Source organism: Stutzerimonas degradans, from assembly GCF_024448505.1.
In the GTDB taxonomy this organism is placed as follows: domain Bacteria; phylum Pseudomonadota; class Gammaproteobacteria; order Pseudomonadales; family Pseudomonadaceae; genus Stutzerimonas; species Stutzerimonas degradans.
Genome location: NZ_JAMOHV010000010.1, coordinates 39,783 through 55,386, shown reverse-complemented (window position 1 = coordinate 55,386; position 15,604 = coordinate 39,783). Strand labels below are relative to the sequence as shown.

Annotated in this window: 13 protein-coding genes; 6 read left to right on the top strand and 7 right to left on the bottom strand. The window is 68.4% G+C overall.

Annotated elements, in window-relative coordinates; translation table 11 throughout:
* Window positions 1-76: 76 nt before the first annotated feature.
* The 3 genes from NAV27_RS13725 to NAV27_RS13715 are packed head-to-tail and all read right to left on the bottom strand — an operon-like array spanning window position 77 to window position 3,646.
* Window positions 77-1,672 carry a GMC family oxidoreductase gene (locus NAV27_RS13725; RefSeq protein WP_102829119.1) on the bottom strand — a complete coding sequence of 532 codons (1,596 nt, stop codon included), beginning with the start codon at window positions 1,670-1,672 and terminating at the stop codon, window positions 77-79.
* 16 nt (window positions 1,673-1,688) lie between these two features.
* Window positions 1,689-2,219, bottom strand: a complete 531-nt coding sequence (locus tag NAV27_RS13720; protein WP_102829118.1) for a twin-arginine translocation pathway signal protein — start codon at window positions 2,217-2,219, stop codon at window positions 1,689-1,691.
* The gene (locus NAV27_RS13715) at window positions 2,219-3,646 is read right to left on the bottom strand and encodes a coniferyl aldehyde dehydrogenase (RefSeq protein WP_102829117.1); all 1,428 of its coding nucleotides are present in this window, start codon (window positions 3,644-3,646) and stop codon (window positions 2,219-2,221) included. Before NAV27_RS13715 ends, NAV27_RS13720 begins: the two co-directional genes overlap by 1 nt.
* 126 nt (window positions 3,647-3,772) lie before the next feature.
* Between NAV27_RS13715 and NAV27_RS13710 the strand changes: the two genes are divergently transcribed.
* The 5 genes from NAV27_RS13710 to NAV27_RS13690 all read left to right on the top strand — a co-directional run bounded on the left by NAV27_RS13710 (window position 3,773) and on the right by NAV27_RS13690 (window position 10,398).
* Window positions 3,773-4,441: a TetR/AcrR family transcriptional regulator gene (locus NAV27_RS13710; protein ID WP_102829116.1), complete on the top strand. Its 669-nt coding sequence runs from the start codon at window positions 3,773-3,775 to the stop codon at window positions 4,439-4,441.
* A 134-nt stretch (window positions 4,442-4,575) separates the two neighbouring features.
* On the top strand, window positions 4,576-5,958 hold the full coding sequence (locus NAV27_RS13705) for a TackOD1 domain-containing metal-binding protein (protein ID WP_102829115.1): 1,383 nt from the start codon (window positions 4,576-4,578) through the stop codon (window positions 5,956-5,958).
* A gap of 1 nt (window position 5,959) precedes the next feature.
* Window positions 5,960-7,288: a glycosyltransferase family 2 protein gene (locus NAV27_RS13700; protein WP_102829114.1), complete on the top strand. Its 1,329-nt coding sequence runs from the start codon at window positions 5,960-5,962 to the stop codon at window positions 7,286-7,288.
* On the top strand, window positions 7,288-9,372 hold the full coding sequence (locus NAV27_RS13695; protein ID WP_102829113.1) for a TolC family protein: 2,085 nt from the start codon (window positions 7,288-7,290) through the stop codon (window positions 9,370-9,372). Before NAV27_RS13700 ends, NAV27_RS13695 begins: the two co-directional genes overlap by 1 nt.
* Window positions 9,373-9,381: 9 nt before the next feature.
* On the top strand, window positions 9,382-10,398 hold the full coding sequence (locus NAV27_RS13690; RefSeq protein WP_102829112.1) for an HlyD family secretion protein: 1,017 nt from the start codon (window positions 9,382-9,384) through the stop codon (window positions 10,396-10,398).
* Window positions 10,399-10,404: 6 nt separating this feature from the next.
* Here the strand turns inward: NAV27_RS13690 and NAV27_RS13685 are convergent, their stop codons facing one another.
* Window positions 10,405-11,385, bottom strand: a complete 981-nt coding sequence (locus tag NAV27_RS13685) for a hydrolase (protein WP_102829111.1) — start codon at window positions 11,383-11,385, stop codon at window positions 10,405-10,407.
* A gap of 176 nt (window positions 11,386-11,561) precedes the next feature.
* Between NAV27_RS13685 and NAV27_RS13680 the strand changes: the two genes are divergently transcribed.
* Window positions 11,562-11,966 (top strand): ribonucleotide reductase subunit alpha, encoded by a 405-nt coding sequence (locus NAV27_RS13680; protein ID WP_102829110.1) that lies wholly within the window; start codon window positions 11,562-11,564, stop codon window positions 11,964-11,966.
* A gap of 40 nt (window positions 11,967-12,006) precedes the next feature.
* Here the strand turns inward: NAV27_RS13680 and rsmD are convergent, their stop codons facing one another.
* Genes rsmD through NAV27_RS13665 form a run of 3 tightly spaced genes read right to left on the bottom strand, consistent with a single transcriptional unit; the run spans window position 12,007 to window position 15,456 of the window.
* Window positions 12,007-12,600 carry a 16S rRNA (guanine(966)-N(2))-methyltransferase RsmD gene (gene rsmD, locus NAV27_RS13675; protein ID WP_102829109.1) on the bottom strand — a complete coding sequence of 198 codons (594 nt, stop codon included), beginning with the start codon at window positions 12,598-12,600 and terminating at the stop codon, window positions 12,007-12,009.
* On the bottom strand, window positions 12,600-14,111 hold the full coding sequence (locus tag NAV27_RS13670; RefSeq protein ID WP_102829108.1) for a M16 family metallopeptidase: 1,512 nt from the start codon (window positions 14,109-14,111) through the stop codon (window positions 12,600-12,602). The genes rsmD and NAV27_RS13670 overlap by 1 nt, the downstream gene beginning before the upstream one ends.
* A complete protein-coding gene (locus tag NAV27_RS13665) occupies window positions 14,104-15,456 on the bottom strand; it encodes a M16 family metallopeptidase (protein WP_102829107.1) in 1,353 nt (450 codons plus the stop codon). The genes NAV27_RS13670 and NAV27_RS13665 overlap by 8 nt, the downstream gene beginning before the upstream one ends.
* Window positions 15,457-15,604: the final 148 nt, after the last annotated feature.

Genomic DNA, 15,604 nt, shown 5'->3' with positions numbered 1-15,604 from the left:
GGATGGTAGCGGCTGCATGTCGGCAGCGTAAAGTCTCAATGGTCGTGTGGCGATCTGCGCGGATAACCTGCCGATCTCAGGCGTTCTGCAAGTCTTCGCCGAGCTGGCTGGCGAATTTCGCGCACAGCGCGTAGATCGACAGCTGCGGGTTGGCACCGATGCTGGTGGGGAACAGCGAGCCGTCGTGAACCGACAGGTTCTCCAGCTGATGATGGCGTCCGCGGCTGTCGACCACCGCCTGGCGCGGATCGTCACCCATCGCGCAGCCGCCCATCACGTGCGCGCTGCCGAGCCGCGTGCGGTAGAGCGCGAGATCGAGTCGATCGATCAGTTCGCGCGCCGCGCGCGGCGTGTGCACATAGTCCGCATCGGCATGCAGCGGCAGCACGGCGCGCGCGCCGGCGGCGAACTGGATCTCGGCCATGCTGTGGAAGGCGCGGCGGATGCCGTCCCAGCTGTAGGCGGTCATGTGGTAGTCGAGCACCGGCGTGCCATCGCTGCGCAGTTCGACTTGGCCTTCGGCGCTGTCCGGGTGAAAGCCGTCGCGCTGCAGCGCGATCATCGCGTGGGTGTGCGGCAGCTGCGCCATGCGCAGGGCGTTGTCGACGCCGAAGCGACCGAACAGGGTCGCGGCCAGTGCCGGATGCAGCGGCGGCACTTCGAGCTTGTAGGACATGCGACCACGCGCGCCGTCGCGCCACTGGAAGTGATCCGAATAGATCGACTGCGGCGCACCGTAGAACGGGTTGATGACTTCGTCGAACTGCGCCGCGCAGAAGTTGGTGAGGTGCAGGAAGGTGCGTTTGCCGACGCGCCCGTGCGGGTCCGGCGCGGCGGAGCGCAGCAGCAGCGCCGGGCTGTTGATGCCGCCGCCGGCCAGCACGTAGTGCCGCGCCCTGACGTGAATCCGCCGGCCGCTGGGCGCCACGCCGCGCGCATCCATGCCGACGCAGTCGAGCCCTTCGATGCGCCCGGCGCGGATCTGCAGGCGCTCCGCGCGCGCCAGGTAGAGCAGTTCGCCACCGTGATCGAGCAGTGCCGGAATGCTGGTGACCAGCATCGACTGCTTGGCGTTGGTCGGGCAGCCCATGCCGCAGTAGCCGAGATTCCAGCAGCCGCGCACGTTGCGCGGAATCACCGCCCAGCGATAGCCGAGGCGCTCGCAGCCGCGTTGCAGCACCGCGTTGTTGGCATTCGGCGGCATGGCCCACGGCGCGATGCCCAGGCGCTCTTCCATGCGCGCGAACCAGGGCGCCAGCTGCTCCGTGGAGAGGCCGCTGACGGCGTGCTCGCGCGCCCAGTGCTCGAGTGTCTGCGGCGGAGTGCGGAAGCTCGAGGTCCAGTTCACCAGCGTGGTGCCACCCACCGCGCGGCCCTGCAGGATGGTGATGGCGCCGTCCTTGCTCATTCGTCCGACGCCTTCCTGGTACAGCGACCGATAGGCGCGCGGTTCCTGCAGATCGAAGTCGCTGCTGGTGCGCAGCGGGCCTTCTTCGATCAGCAGCACCTTGAAGCCGGCCGCGCTGAGGATTTCCGCGCTGGTGGCGCCGCCGGCGCCGCTGCCGATGATGGCGGTATCTGCCTCCAGCGTGAGATCGCCGGCGAGGCGCGAGCCATCGTGGGTCTGCCAGCCACGGGCGAGGCCGGCGGCGAAGATGTCGGGGACGGGCATCGTTAGCTCCAGAGGGTCAGACCGTGGGCGGGCCGGGGTAGCCGCAATGCGCCCAGGCTTCGGGCCGGCCGTACCAGGCCATCAGCACCAGCTGCAGCAGGACGGCGTGACCCTGGCGCAGCAGCGCCAGCGGAGCGTTCTGCCAGCGCTGCAGGAAATCCTGCATGGCCTGATCGCTCGACGCGTCCCAGCTGCCCCAGATGCCGGTCAGCGGGCCGCGGGTCAATGGCAGGCTGAGCAGGTCGAATAGCTGCAGCACCTGTGCGGCCAGCGCCGGCGACAGCTGTTGCAGGTTGCGGTCGAGGCTGCTCAGCGTGCCCTCGACCACCGCCGGCGCGTCCGGCGCTGCCACCGCACCGGTCAGCAGCACGGGAATCAGCCGCCGCAGCAGCGGCAGGTCACTGGGCCGCAACAGGCTGAAGTTCGCCGCCGCCAGCTCGCGACTGCAGCCGCTCAGGCTGGCGGCCAGGCCCGAGGTGGCCAGCAGCGCGCCGCCGAGCAAGCCGATGCGCAGCAGCCCGCGGCGATTCAGCGGCAGGCCGCTCATCAGCGTATCAGCAGGCGGTAGAGCAGCTTCTGCCACCACTTGCCGTAGGGCGGATAGATCAGGCGTGCCGCGTTCAGGCGCGGCTTGCTGAACACCCCGCGCGCCTTGCTGAAGGTCAGGAAGCCCTCGTGCCCGTGGTAATGGCCCATGCCCGAGGCGCCGACGCCGCCGAACGGCAGGTCGTCCTGAGCGACGTGCAGCAGGGTGTCGTTCAGGCATACGCCACCGGACAGCGTGCCCTGCAGCACGCGCTGCTGCTCGGCGCGGTCGTAGCCGAAGAAGTACAGCGCCAGCGGTCGCGGCCGTGCGTTGACGTAGGCGATGGCCGCGTCGAGATCGTCGTACGGCACCAGCGGCAGCAACGGGCCGAAGATTTCCTCGTGCATCACGCGCATGTGCTCGTTGACGTCGAGCAGCAGGTGGTGCGCGAGGCGGCCCGGCGCGCTGTCGTCGAACAGCGGCAGCACGCGGGCGCCCTTGCTGCGTGCATCGTCCAGATAGTCCTGCAGGCGGGCGAGCTGGCGGGCGTTGATGATCGTGGTGTAGTCCGGATTGTCCGCCAGCTTCGGCAGCAGGCGGCGCACCGCCGCGCGGTAGGCCTCGGCGAAGGCGTCCAGACGTGCGCGCGGCACCAGCACGTAGTCGGGTGCGACGCAGGTCTGCCCGGCGTTGAGCGTCTTGCCGAAGGCGATGCGCTCGGCGGCGTCGGCCAGCGGCACTGTGGGCGAGACGATGGCCGGCGATTTGCCGCCCAGCTCCAGCGTCACCGGCGTCAGATTGTCCGCAGCGGCGCGCATCACGTCGCGGCCGATCTGCGTCGATCCGGTGAACAGCAGGTGATCGAACGGCAGCCGCGCGAAGGCCTTGCCGACCTCGACATCGCCGAGCACCACGGCCACCTGATTCTCCGGGAAGACCTGCGCCAGCAGCCGCTGGAGCAGCGCGCCGGTGGCCGGGGTCGATTCGCTCATCTTCAGCATTACCCGGTTGCCGGCGGCCAGTGCGCCGACCAGCGGGCCGATGGCCAGATACAGCGGGTAGTTCCACGGCACGATGATCCCGACCACGCCCAGCGGCTGGTAGATCACCCGCGCGCTGGCCGGCTGGAACGCCATCCCGACGCGGCGCCGCGACGGTTTCATCCAGCCACGCAGATGGCGGCGAGCGTAACGGATGCCATGCAGGCTCGGCATGATTTCGGCCAGTAGCGTCTCGTCGGCCGAGCGGTTGCCGAAGTCCGCCGAGATGGCCTCGATCAGCGCCTGCTGGTTGCCCGTCAGCACGTCGCGTAGCGCGTCCAGCCATTGCCGACGGCTCTGCGCGTCGGGCAACGGTGCGGCGGCGCAGGCGCTGCGCTGCGCGGCGAGGATCTGCTGCAAGTGCTCAGCGGCGAGCGGCACGTGCGCGGCGGGCGTTTCGACAGGCATGGCGGCTCCTGGGGGCGGCGAGAGAGTGTTTTCTAGAGTAATTGCTCTAAAGTGTCAACGCGACTCGCCTGCGCCGGTGCGGGGCTGTACCGTTGCACCCTCGCAGACCCCACGAGACCGACGCCCATGGCGCCCCGAGCAAAGACCCGCGACCGCATCCTCGATGCCAGCCTCGAGCTGTTCAATGCCCAGGGCGAGCGCGGCGTCAGCACTAATCACATCGCGGCGCATCTGGGCATATCGCCGGGCAACCTGTACTACCACTTCGCCAACAAGCAGGCGATCGTCGCCGAGCTGTTCAGGCGTTACGAGGCTCGCATCGACGAGTTCCTGCGCCCGCCGCAACGGGCGTTGACGGTGGCGGACAAGGCCGTCTATCTGGAGGCGCTGCTGGCAGCGATGTGGGACTTCCGTTTCTTGCATCGCGACCTGGAAGCGCTACTCGCCGCCGACGAAGCGCTGGCACAGCGCTACCGCGCCTTTGCGGCGCGTTGCCTGGACAACGCGCGGGCTATCTATCAGGGATTCGTCGACGCCGGCATCCTGCGCATGGGCCCCGCCGAGGTCGAAGCGCTGGCGCTCAATGCCTGGATCATCCTCACCTCCTGGGTGCGCTTTCTCGGCACCGTCGGCGAGCCGTCCGCGCAGCTCGGTCCGGAGCAGTTGCGCCGCGGTATCTATCAGTTGCTGGCATTGGAGGTGGGCTTCGTGTCTCCGGGCGCTTCAGCGGAGGTTTCCGAGCTGCTGCACAAGTATCTGTCGGATGGTTGTCGAGGTATTTCGTCGGATTTATGACGCTCACGCTGAGCCTGATCAATATTCATGCGTCGAGGCGACGAATAGCTGGCGAATAATCCTAGAAGAACTCTTAGAATGATGGCGATCAAGTATCACATCGCCATTATCCGGTTTTCCTTCCCATGTCCCCCATGCCACGCGTCGCCGTCCTTGGTGCGTCTTCTTCCCCTGTTGTCGGTATCGAATACGAGCGGCACCCCGAGTGGTCCGCGCTCGCGGCGCTGCCGGCGTATGACATCGTTCTGCTCGATCTGCCGGCGGTGCGCGCCGGCGAAGCCTTGCGCAGCCTGCGTATGGACAAGCGTTATCGCTTCAGCCTGATCTACTGCTGCCAGGAGCAGGACGCATCCTGCAAGTCGCTGGGCGACGGTGCGCCGCCGGCTGATCTGAGTGCGCTGGTGCCGCTCTGGCGGCTGTGGCAGGAGCGCTTCGCGCTATTCAATCGTGGGGTGGCGCCGGAGCGTTTCGAGTCGCGCGTGCTTGCCTGGCTGTGGTTGCGGCCGCACGGTGCCATCCATGCGGTGCGCGATGCCGGTGTGGCGCAGCACTATCACTACCCGCTGCTGGAGGCGCTGGAAGACGACGAGTCGCCGAACGCCTTCGCCTGGCTGCAGCTGATGACCCAGCAAGGCTGGCTGGAAGAGGGCGAGCTGGTCGATCGGGTGCGCCTGTGCGTCGGTTGTGGCTCCGGCCGGCTGAACTACGTGGACGTCTGCCCGGAGTGCCAGACGCTGGAAATCGCCCGTCAGCCGTCGCTGCACTGCTTCACCTGCGGCCACGTCGGCGCCCAGGAGCACTTCCTCAAGGATGGCCTGCTGCTCTGCCCGAACTGTTTCTCGCGCCTGCGTCACATCGGCAGCGATTACGACCGGCCGCTGGAGAACTATCGCTGCCGCAGCTGCCAGGCGTTCTTCGTCGATGCCGAAGTCGAGGCGCGCTGCCTGGACTGTGGCCAGGCCCATGCGCCGGACAAGCTGCGCGTGCGCGAGGTGCGTCACTTCCGCCTCGCCGAGGCCGGCCGGCTGCGCTGTCGGCAGGGTTACTCGGCCAGTGTCGCCGAGACCGACCAGTTCGGTGCGCTCAACCTGCTCAACCAGAAGTCCTTTCACGAGCTGCTCAACTGGCAGCTGCAGCTGGTGCGGCGCTACAAGCAGCCGGCGTTCTCCCTGCTGGGGCTGCGGTTCGTCAACCTGGCGGCGACCATCAGCGCACTCGGCGAGCTGCGCGGCCATGCGTTGGTGGACAGCCTGGTCGAACGCTTGCAGGAAGCCGTGCGCGACACCGATCGCTGCAGCCGGGTCAGCGAAGAGATCCTCTGGATCATGATGCCGCACACCGATGCGGCCGGCCTGGCAGTGGTGCGTAAACGCCTGCAGGAAGGTGCCGAGCGTCTGGCCAGCGAGCAAATCGGCCAGCTGCAGCTGCGTCAGATCGGCTTCACCGCACCGGCCGACCTGCTCGAACAGGAAGATGCCGCGTTGCTGCTGGCGCGCCTGAACGGGGAGCTGGGCTGAGATGGAGGGTTTCTGGCTGCAGTGGCTGGGGATTCTCGGCGAAATCGACAAGCCCGACGGCCTGGGCTATCTGCTGGTGATGCTGTTTCCGGCGTTTCTGTTGCTGGAGGTGCCGCTCAGCCTGGTGATCCTGCTCGGCGTGCTGCGCTGGTTCGCGCGCAAACCCTTCGAGCTGCCGGAAGGCAACAGTTACCAGCCGCGCGTGTCCTGCGTGATCACCTGCTATAGCGAAGGTCGGGATGTGCAGACCACGCTGCTCAGCCTGTGCGAGCAGACCTATCGCGGCGAGATCGAGATGATTCCGGTGGTCGACGGCGCGACGGCCAATCACGCGACGATGCAGGCCGTGCGGGATTTTCGCCTCGATGCGCAGCTGTATCCGCGGCGCTTTCTGCGGCCGATCGCCAAATGGCAGCGTGGCGGCCGGGTGTCCTCACTGAACGCCGGGCTGGAATACAGCACCGGTGAGATCGTCATGGCGCTGGACGGCGATACCTCGTTCGACAACGACATGGTGGTCAACGTGGTGCGCCATTTCCAGGACCCGGACGTGCCGGCGGTGGCGGGCAGCCTGCGGGTGCGCAACGCTCGCGCCTCGCTGACCACGGCGATGCAGGCGCTGGAATACCTGCTGTCGATCCAGCTGGCCAAGATCGGGCTCAGCGAGTGGAACGTGGTGAATAACGTATCCGGCGCGTTCGGCGCCTTTCGTCGCAGCTTTCTGCAGAAAATCGGTGGCTGGGATACCCATACCGCCGAGGATCTGGATATCACCCTGCGCATCAAGAACTACTTCGGCCGCCGGCCGCTGCGCATTCCATTCGAGCCGTGCGCCATCGGCCACACTGACGCGCCGGTGACGTTCCGCCAGTTCCTCATGCAGCGCCTGCGCTGGGATGGCGATCTGTTCTTCCTCTATGTGCGCAAGCATCGCCACAGTTTCACGCCGCGCCTGCTCGGCTGGCCGAACTTTCTGGTGGTGCTGGTCAGCGGGTTCTTCTTCCAGCTGGTGCTGCCGTTCATCATCCTCGGCTACTTCATCGTCGGACTGTACTCGCTGACGCTGTCGACCTTCCTGGTGCTCGCCTGGCTGGTCTATCTGGTGTACTTGGCCAACACCCTGCTGGCCTACGTGGTAGCGGTGTGCATGGTGTCCGAGCGGCCGCGGCAGGACCTGTGGCTGTGCTGGGTGGTGCCGCTGTTTCCGCTGTTCATGTTCGTCATGCGCTGCTGGAGCGCAGTGGCGATCCTCAACGAAATGATCCGGCGTGGCCATGAGGAAACCTCGATGGCGCCCTGGTGGGTGCTGCGCAAGGCGAAGAGGTTCTGATGCGGCGAGTATTCCTATTGCTGGGTCTGCTGGGACTGGCTTCATCCTGTCTGGCCGAGGTATTGCCGCTACCGGCGCTGCTCGATGGCGCCGACAGCACGCCGCTGCTGCGCGCGGCCGAGGCCGAAGGTGCGGCGCTCGAGGCATTGCAGCGCCAGCGCGAGGCCGAAGCCGGCTGGCAATGGTTCGCCTCGGCAGGGACCGGGCGCTATCGGGAGCTGGTGACCGAAGAGGTGCGCGACGACTACTACGGTCGCGATCTGGCGCTCGGCTTGCGCCATCCGCTGCTGGGCAGCCTGAAGCGTCAGCAGGATGCGCTGCGCAGCGTCGAAGACCAGCGCCAGCAACAGCAGGCGCGGCTGCAGCTGGCTCGCCTCGAGCAGCGCCTGGCGCTGCGCAGCGCCTATGCCGACTGGTGGCGGGCGCAGGAGGAGCTGCGCTGGTGCGACGGCATCGCCGAGCCTGCGCAACGCGCGCGCGAGCAGCTGGCGGCGCGCCTGCGCGAAGGCTGGCTGCTGGCTTCCGAGGCGCGCCTGCAGGACGGCCGCTGGCAAGCGCTGCAGCGCCGTTGCGCCGCCGCCGGGCCGCTGCTGGAAGAAACCCGCTACAGCCTGCAGGCGCTGAGTGGACAGTCGATCGAGGTGCGCCAGCAGGCCCGTGCCGAGGCGCTGGCGAACGCCGCGCAGCCGCTGGGCGCCTGGTTGCAGCAGCTCGAGCGGCATCCGCGGCTGCAGGAGCGCCGCGAGCAACTGCGTCAGGCCGAGCGCAATCGTCAGAGTCCGTGGTATGCGGCGGTCGACTCGAGCTTCAGCGTCGCGCAGAGCTACGAAGACCGCAGCGGCGGCAACGAGCCGGGCAATGGATTGGTGGCCAGCATCAGCTTGTCGGCGCCCTTCGACCCGCTGTCCTACGGGCAGGCGCGCGGCGATGAGGGCGCGGCACGTCACCAGATGGCGCTGGCGCAGCTCGATGCCGAGCGTGAGCGCCTGGTGCAGGGCCTCGGCCAGGCGCTGCGTGCGCAGCGCGCGGCCGCCGAAGACCTGCTGCAGGCGCGCCAGCAGCTGGAAACGGCGGCGCTGGCCGTGCGCGAGCAACGTCTGCGGCGCGCTGGCGACGTCGATCAGGCCTATCTGGGCAGCCTGGCGGCGGAGCTGGAGCACGGCTACGCCGGGTTGCGCCTGATCGCCGCCTGGCACGGGTTGTGGCTGCGGGAAGCGGCTCTGCGCCTGTTCGTCGACGACAGCGTGGCGCACGCGTCGCTGCTGGGGCCGGGCACGCTCGACTGGCAGGCACCGCAGGCCGAGGCGCGTACCTCGGCGGCGCCCCGTGCCGCGCGTTGGCAGCAGGGTGTCTACGTCTGGAAGAGTCACGCGCTGCTCGATGAACAGCGCCGCGCCGAGGCACTCGCGCAGCTGCGCGTGGCCGGCATGCAGCGCCTCTATCTCGGCCTCGACGCCACCCAGGTGGCGCAGCCGGAGCACCTGCGCGGCCAGTTGCGCGGGTTGCTGGAGGCCGCGCGCGCACAGGGCTTCGAGGTGCTGCTGCTGCTCGGCGATCCGCACTGGCTGCAGCCCGACGGGCGTAAGGGGCTGCTCGATCTGCTCGGCGAGCTGCGCGCGCTGCCGTTCGCCGGTCTGCATCTGGATCTGGAGGTCGAGCAGCTCGGCTGGCCGGTGCCCGAGATACGGCTGCACGACTGGATCGACACGCTGGCGGCGGTCGCGCGTGTCAGTCCCTGGCCGCTCGAACTGTCCAGCCATCACCGCTGGTTCGCCACACCGCGCGCTGGCGCGTACTGCGTGCCCTGCGAGCTGCACCAGCGCGGTGTGCGCCAGGTCAGCCTGATGATCTACACCCGCAACGCCGCACGCAGCGCCGAGCTGGCGGCGGATATTGCGCGCCGCTGGCCGGGACTGTCGTTCCGCCTGGCGCAGAGCGTGGAGCCGCAGCTGGCGGCGGATGAAAGCTGGAGCGCCGCCTCGCGCGCGCAATTGCAGGCGCAGACCGAGCGCTGGCGCCAGCAGTTGCAGCCACAGGCCGTTGCCGGCATCGACTGGCAGGACTGGTCTCACTATCCCCATTGAGCACATCGCATGAAGATCAAATTCTCCAGCGCCAAGGAGCAACAACCCACCCAGGAGCAGGGCCTGCAGGTGCTCTATGCGCCGGGCAAGCGCCTGGCCTTCCGAGTGCGCTGGTACCTCATTCTGCTGGCGGTACTCAGTCCGCTGCTTTGGCTGATCGGCCGCTGGGTGCTCACCCTGTGGCTGATCGAGGCGCCGGCTCAGCTGCATCTGCCGGGCAGCGAGCTGCGCGCGCGTGACGCCGCGCAGGTCCAGCAGCTGCTGGTACAGCCGGGGCAGCGGGTCACGGCCGGCGAGCTGCTGGTGCGTCTGGACAACCCGGAGTGGCGGGCACGGCGCTTCCTGCTGGAGGCGGCGAGCACGCCGATGGAAAGCCCGAATGCCGCCAGCCTGGAAGCCGAACGGGCGCTGCTGCAGGAGTCGCTGGCAGGTGCCGAAGCGCGCGTACGGCAGGTCCAGCGGCTGCTCGATGCCGGCGCGGCCACCCGTGGCGAGTTGCTGGCGGCGACCGATCTGCGTGATGTACGGCTGCGCGAGCTGTATCAGCTGGAGCAGCGTCGCCAGCCGGAGGTCGGCCCCGAGCAGCGTCAGCGCGACCTTGAGCTGGCCTGGCTGGATAGCCGTTTGCAGGGGCTGGAGCTGCGCGCCGAGAATGACGGCCGTGTCGGCGAAATCCTCGTCGCGCCTGGCGAGAACGTCGGACCGGGTACGCCGCTGCTGCGCGTGGAAAGCGACGGCGAGCCGCAGGTGTGGGTCTATCTCGACCCGCGGCATGCCGCCGAGGCCATGCCCGGCAAGTCGCTGATGCTGGTTTTCCCGGACCACAGCCAGCGCCTGGCGGTGGTGATCCAGGCGGTGGACGACGCAGCGCCGGTCCCGGTCGAACTGCGCCCGCCGTTCAGCGCACCGACGCGCAGCCTGCGGGTGATAGCACGGGTGCAGGATGGGCTGCCGCCCGAGTGGCGCATCGACCGGCTCGGCCTCAAGGCACGATTCCCGCACGCGTGGCTGCCGTTCGGCAGCTGAGATCGCTCAGGCACCCGCCAGCCACTGCGGAATGCGCCGCTCCAGGTAGTAGCGCGGACGGCGTGGTGTGCCCTCGATGAAGCCGACGTGCCCGCCGTGGGCGTGCAGTTCTAGCGTGGTGGTCGCTGACAGTTCGCTGGTTTCCGGCACGCTGTGGCGGAACACGAAGGGGTCGTCGGCGGCCTGGATCAGCAGCGTCGGGATCGCGATGTCGGGCAGGAAATAGCGGCTCGACGCGCGCCGGTAGTAGTCCTCGGCGTCCCGGTAGCCATGCAGCGGGGCGGTGATGCGGCCGTCGAAGTCCCAGAAGGTGCGCATGCCGTCGAGCGTGCCCAGGCCGCTGAGAGTGGCCAGGTGCTGCTGCAGGTCGCGTTCGCGGAACAGCCGCTGCTTGTCCTTCACGTAGGCGACCATCGCCTTCATGAAATGCGCCTGATAAACGCGTGAGAAGCCCAGGCCAATGCGGTCGGCGCACTGGTCCAGGCGAAACGGCACCGACACCGCGACCGCCTTGCGCAGCGGGCAGCTGCCGGCAGTTTCGCCCAGGTACTTGAGCAGCACGTTGCCGCCCAGCGAATAGCCGACCGCGTGCAGCGGCGCCAGCGGGCGGCTGGCCTGCAGGTGGGTGATGACTTCGCCGAGGTCATCGCTGGCGCCGGAATGGTAGGCGCGCGGCAGCAGGTTGGGCTCGCCCGAACAGCCGCGCCAGTTGATCGCCACGCTGGTCCAGCCGCGTGCGGCCAGCTGTTGCTGCAGGCCCAGCACGTAAAGCGAGCTGGACGAGCCGGTGAGCCCGTGCAGCACCAGCACCAGCGGCGCCGTGGCGTCGTGCGGGCCGTGCCAGTCGAGGTCGATGAAATCGCCATCGGCCAGCCACAGCCGTTCGCGCCGGCGCGCGAGTGTCGGCGTGGTGCGGAAGAACGGGTTCCACAGGGTCTGCAGATGCGGCCCCGGCAGCCACCAGGCGGGTTGGAAGAGGTCGGTCACGGTTGCTCGCAGCGCTTGGGTTGGCTCGACGTTAGTGCCTGCAATGGGCGAAGAACAGCACCATGTGCGGCTTGAATGGTGCAGGCCTTTCGGCGGACGTACACCTTTGGAGATATGGCCAGCGCGCCGCGGCGGGTAAACAGTGCACGGTGAATTCGCAGCCTGGAAACCAAGCCATGACCACCACCCCGTTCGATGAACTCCTGAATGCCGCGCGGCAGGAACGCGAGCCGCAGCGGCTGCTGTTCGTTTTCGTCACGGCGGAACTGCCCGACGACGCCACCGAGGAGGAGCGCCAGCGCTTCGAGGAGAATGCCGGCGGCTCGCTCAAGCCGGTGCTCTGCGTCGACAAACTACCCGAGGAACTGAGCAGCTTCGCCGCGTTGCGCGAGGAATCGCAGCGTACCGGCGTGGCTTGGGACCTGTTCTTCGCCGCCGCACTGCCGGGGCTGGCCGGCATCACGCCCGGCGCGGACGACGCCGAGGAGCCGCTGAAGATGATGGTCGCTGCCATCGAGACCGGCAATATCGGTCGCTTCCTGGCTTTCGACCGCGACGGGCAGACGGTCGACTTCTACTGAACCGCAGGGTGCCGCGCGTCAGCCGCGGCACCTGATCCGCTCAGGCCGTGCGCTCCCACAGCGCGTAAAACACCTTGCCGGCCTTCTTCTCGCGATGCAGACGCCAGTTGCCCGGCAGCCCCAGGCTCGACGGCGCCGCTTCGCTTTCGGTGTAGATCCAGGCGCGTTCGGCCAGCCAGCCCTTGTCTTCGAGCAGCGCGCACGCCGGTTGCAGCAGGTTCTTGTTGAACGGCGGATCGAGGAACACCAGATCGAACGGAGACGGTGTCTGGGTTTCCAGGTAGCGCAGGGCATCGCTCTGCAGCAGCTGGCCGTTGCCGCAGCTCAGCGTGTCCAGATGCTTGCGCAGGCTGGCGATGGCGTTGGCGTTGAGGTCCAGCGCCAGCGCTATGCCGGCGCCGCGCGACAGCGCCTCGAGATAGAGCGCGCCGCTGCCGGCGAACGGGTCGAGTACCCGCGCGCCGGAGAGGTACGGCATCAGCCAGTTGAACAGCGTTTCGCGCACGCGGTCGGGCGTCGGCCGCAGCCCTTCGGCGTCGGGGAAGCTGAAGCGGCGCGAGCGCCAGTCGCCGCCGATGATGCGTAGCTGGCCCTGGCCGCCATGGGCGCTGGGTCGAATCGGTGGGTTGGCCATCAATGCTCCGGAACCGCGCTGGGCTGTTCGACAGGTCGTTCGGTGGGCGGCGGCAGCGGTTGCTGCTCGACGCTGGGGCCGGCGGTGACGATGACGAAACCGTCCGGTTGCAGGTGCTTGTTCATCGCCGCCTTGACCTGTTCGACCGTCAGCGTCTGGATTTCGCCCATGAAATCTTCCAGATAGGTCAGCGGCAGGTCGTAGAAGCCGATGCTGCCGAGCTGGCCGACAATGTCGGCGTTGCTCGCGGTCGAGAGCGGGAAGCTGCCGGCGATTTCGCGCTTGCTGCGCTCCAGCTCGGCCTCGGTCGGGCCTTCGGCGAGGTAGTCGCGTACCAGCTGCTGCACCAGCTGCAGTGAGCCGTCGGTCAGCTCGGCGCGGGTCTGCATGCTGATCATGAACGGCCCGGCGGCGCGCATCGGGCTGAAGCCCGAGTAGATGCCGTAGGTCAGGCCGCGCTTCTCGCGCACTTCTTCCATCAACCGGGTGCCGAAACCGCCGCCGCCGAGAATCTGGTTGCCCAGGTACAGCGCCGCGTAGTCCGGATGGCCGCGCGGGATGCCGAGCTGGGCCAGCAGCAGGTGGGTCTGGTTGGACGGGTATTCGATGTGGTGCTTGCCGGCCGGCGGTGCTTCGGGTACCGGGGTCGCCGGCAAAGCCGGGCCCTGCGGCAGCGCGGCGGATACCTGCGCGGCGACGGCCTCGGCCTGGGTACGGTCGAGGTCGCCGACCAGCGCGATCACCAGATTGCCGGCGGCATAGGCGCGCGCATGGAACTCGCGCAGCTGCTGCACGCCGATGCCCGGCACCGACTCGGCAGTGCCTTCGCTGGAGTGCGCGTAGGGATGCGCACCATAGAGCTGCTCGAACAGTTCGAGGCTGGCCAGCTTGCCGGGGTTCTGCTTCTGGAATTCGAAGCCGGCCAGCAGCTGGTTCTTGATCCGCTGCAGCGAATCCTCGGGGAAGGTCGGACGGCCGACCACTTCGCTGAACAGCTCGAGCGCCGCCGCGCGCTTGTCCGCGGCGCTCAGGCTGCGCAGGCTGGCCACCGCCATGTCGCGGTAGGAGCCGTTGCTGAAGTCGGCGCCGAGCCCCTCGAAGCCCTGGGCAATGGCGGTGACATCCTTGCCGGCGACGCCTTCGTTGAGCATCGCGTTGGTCAGCAGGGCCAGCCCTGGCGTACCGGCGTCCTGGCTGCTGCCGGCGGCGAAGGTCAGGCGCAGGTCGAACATCGGTAGCTCGTGAGCCTCGACGAACAGCACCTTGGCGCCTTCGGCGGTCTGCCAGGTCTGGATGTCGAGTTTGCGTCGCGCCAGTGGCTGCTCGTCGAGGCTGGCCAGCGATTCCAGGCGCGGTGCGTCGCCGCCGGTCGCCGCCGGGCGGGTCTCGGTGGCCGCCGGCGCCGCCTGGGGTGGCGGGACGGGGGCGTCCTGATCGCAACCGGTCAGGGCCAGGCAGGCGGCCAGCAGCACGCCAGGCAGGCTGCGGCGCAGGGTGCGGGAATCATTCATCGGCGCTCTCCTCGGGCAGCACGTGGGCGACACTCAGGCGCGTGGGGGTGAAGTAGGTGCGCGCCGCCTGCTGGATGTCCTCGGGGGTGACGGCCTCCAGCGCGGCCAGTTCGTCGTCCATCAGTCGCCAGGAAAGGCCGACGGTTTCCAGCTGGCCGATGGTGGTGGCCTGCTGGGTGATCGAGTCGCGCTCGTAGACCAGTCCGGCGATCACCTGGGCGCGCACGCGCTCCAGTTCCTCGCGGCTCGGCGCGTGCTGCTTGAGCAGGTCCAGCTCGGCCCACAGGCGGCTTTCGACATCGGCCAGGCTGCGGCCCTTCTGCACGTTGGGCACCGCCGAGAGCATGAACAGGCTGTCGCCGCGGGCGTAGGCGTTGTACCAGGCGGAGGCGCTGGTCACCAGCTCCTCGCCGCGTTCCAGGCGTTCCGGCAGGCGCGCGCTGTAGCCGCCGTCGAGCAGCGCGGCGATCAGGCGCAGGGCGTGGATCTGGCGGGCGTCCGCCTTGGTCGACAGGCTCGGCACGTTGAACGCCATCAGCAGAGTCGGCAGCTGTGTGTTGACGTGCAGCTGCAGGCGCCGCTCGCCGGGTTCGTCCAGTTCCAGCGGCGCCTTGGCCGACGGCAGCGGGCGCTTGGCGATTGGACCGAAGTAGCGCTCGGCCAGGCCGCGCACCTCGTCCTGGGTAACGTCGCCGACCACCACCAGGGTGGCGTTGTTCGGCGCGTACCACTGCTCGTACCAGGCGCGCAGCTCGTCGGCCTGCATGCGTTCGAGATCGGCCATCCAGCCGATGGTTGGGTTGCGGTAGCCGCTGGCCGGGTAGGTGACGGTCTTGAAGCGCTCGAAGGCCAGCGCGTTGGGCTTGTCGTCGGTGCGCAGGCGGCGCTCTTCCTTGATCACCTCGATCTCGCGGGTGAATTCCTCGACCGGCAGCTTGAGGCTGGCCAGGCGATCGGCTTCCAGCTCGAAGGCCACCGCCAGGCGATCGCGCGCCAGCACCTGGTAATAGGCGGTGTAGTCGTCGCTGGTGAAGGCGTTTTCCTCGGCACCCAGCTCGCGCAGGATGCGCGAGGCTTCGCCGGGACCGAGCTTGCGGCTGCCCTTGAACATCATGTGTTCGAGCGCGTGCGAAAGGCCGGTCTGGCCGGGCGTCTCGTAGCTGGAGCCGACCTTGTACCAGAGCTGGGAGACCACCACCGGCGCGCGGTGGTCCTCGCGCACGATCACCTTCAGGCCGTTGTCGAGGAAGAATTCGTGGGTCGGCTGGCTGTCGGTCGCGGCGACCAGCGGCAGGTACAGCGCGCCGAGCAACAGGGCCGCAGCGCGGCGTAACGTCAGGTGCATAGCAGGTTTCCCGGGTCAATGGCGCCGAAGCGGCTGGCAGGGCGGGCAAAGCGCCGAACATGGTACTGGCGAGGGCGGAACAGGCAAAGCGTGCAGTGCCGTGGGGCCTGCGCCCGTGCTTAGCGCACCCCGGCGGGGAGGTGCTAGG

Bases quoted from the DNA above. Each gene is read 5' to 3' on its own strand.
- NAV27_RS13725 (WP_102829119.1), bottom strand. From the start codon at position 1,672: ATGCCCGTCCCCGACATCTTCGCCGCCGGCCTCGCCCGTGGCTGGCAG.
- NAV27_RS13720 (WP_102829118.1), bottom strand. From the start codon at position 2,219: ATGAGCGGCCTGCCGCTGAATCGCCGCGGGCTGCTGCGCATCGGCTTG.
- NAV27_RS13715 (WP_102829117.1), bottom strand. From the start codon at position 3,646: ATGCCTGTCGAAACGCCCGCCGCGCACGTGCCGCTCGCCGCTGAGCAC.
- NAV27_RS13710 (WP_102829116.1), top strand. From the start codon at position 3,773: ATGGCGCCCCGAGCAAAGACCCGCGACCGCATCCTCGATGCCAGCCTC.
- NAV27_RS13705 (WP_102829115.1), top strand. From the start codon at position 4,576: ATGCCACGCGTCGCCGTCCTTGGTGCGTCTTCTTCCCCTGTTGTCGGT.
- NAV27_RS13700 (WP_102829114.1), top strand. From the start codon at position 5,960: ATGGAGGGTTTCTGGCTGCAGTGGCTGGGGATTCTCGGCGAAATCGAC.
- NAV27_RS13695 (WP_102829113.1), top strand. From the start codon at position 7,288: ATGCGGCGAGTATTCCTATTGCTGGGTCTGCTGGGACTGGCTTCATCC.
- NAV27_RS13690 (WP_102829112.1), top strand. From the start codon at position 9,382: ATGAAGATCAAATTCTCCAGCGCCAAGGAGCAACAACCCACCCAGGAG.
- NAV27_RS13680 (WP_102829110.1), top strand. From the start codon at position 11,562: ATGACCACCACCCCGTTCGATGAACTCCTGAATGCCGCGCGGCAGGAA.
- rsmD (WP_102829109.1), bottom strand. From the start codon at position 12,600: ATGGCCAACCCACCGATTCGACCCAGCGCCCATGGCGGCCAGGGCCAG.
- NAV27_RS13670 (WP_102829108.1), bottom strand. From the start codon at position 14,111: ATGAATGATTCCCGCACCCTGCGCCGCAGCCTGCCTGGCGTGCTGCTG.
- NAV27_RS13665 (WP_102829107.1), bottom strand. From the start codon at position 15,456: ATGCACCTGACGTTACGCCGCGCTGCGGCCCTGTTGCTCGGCGCGCTG.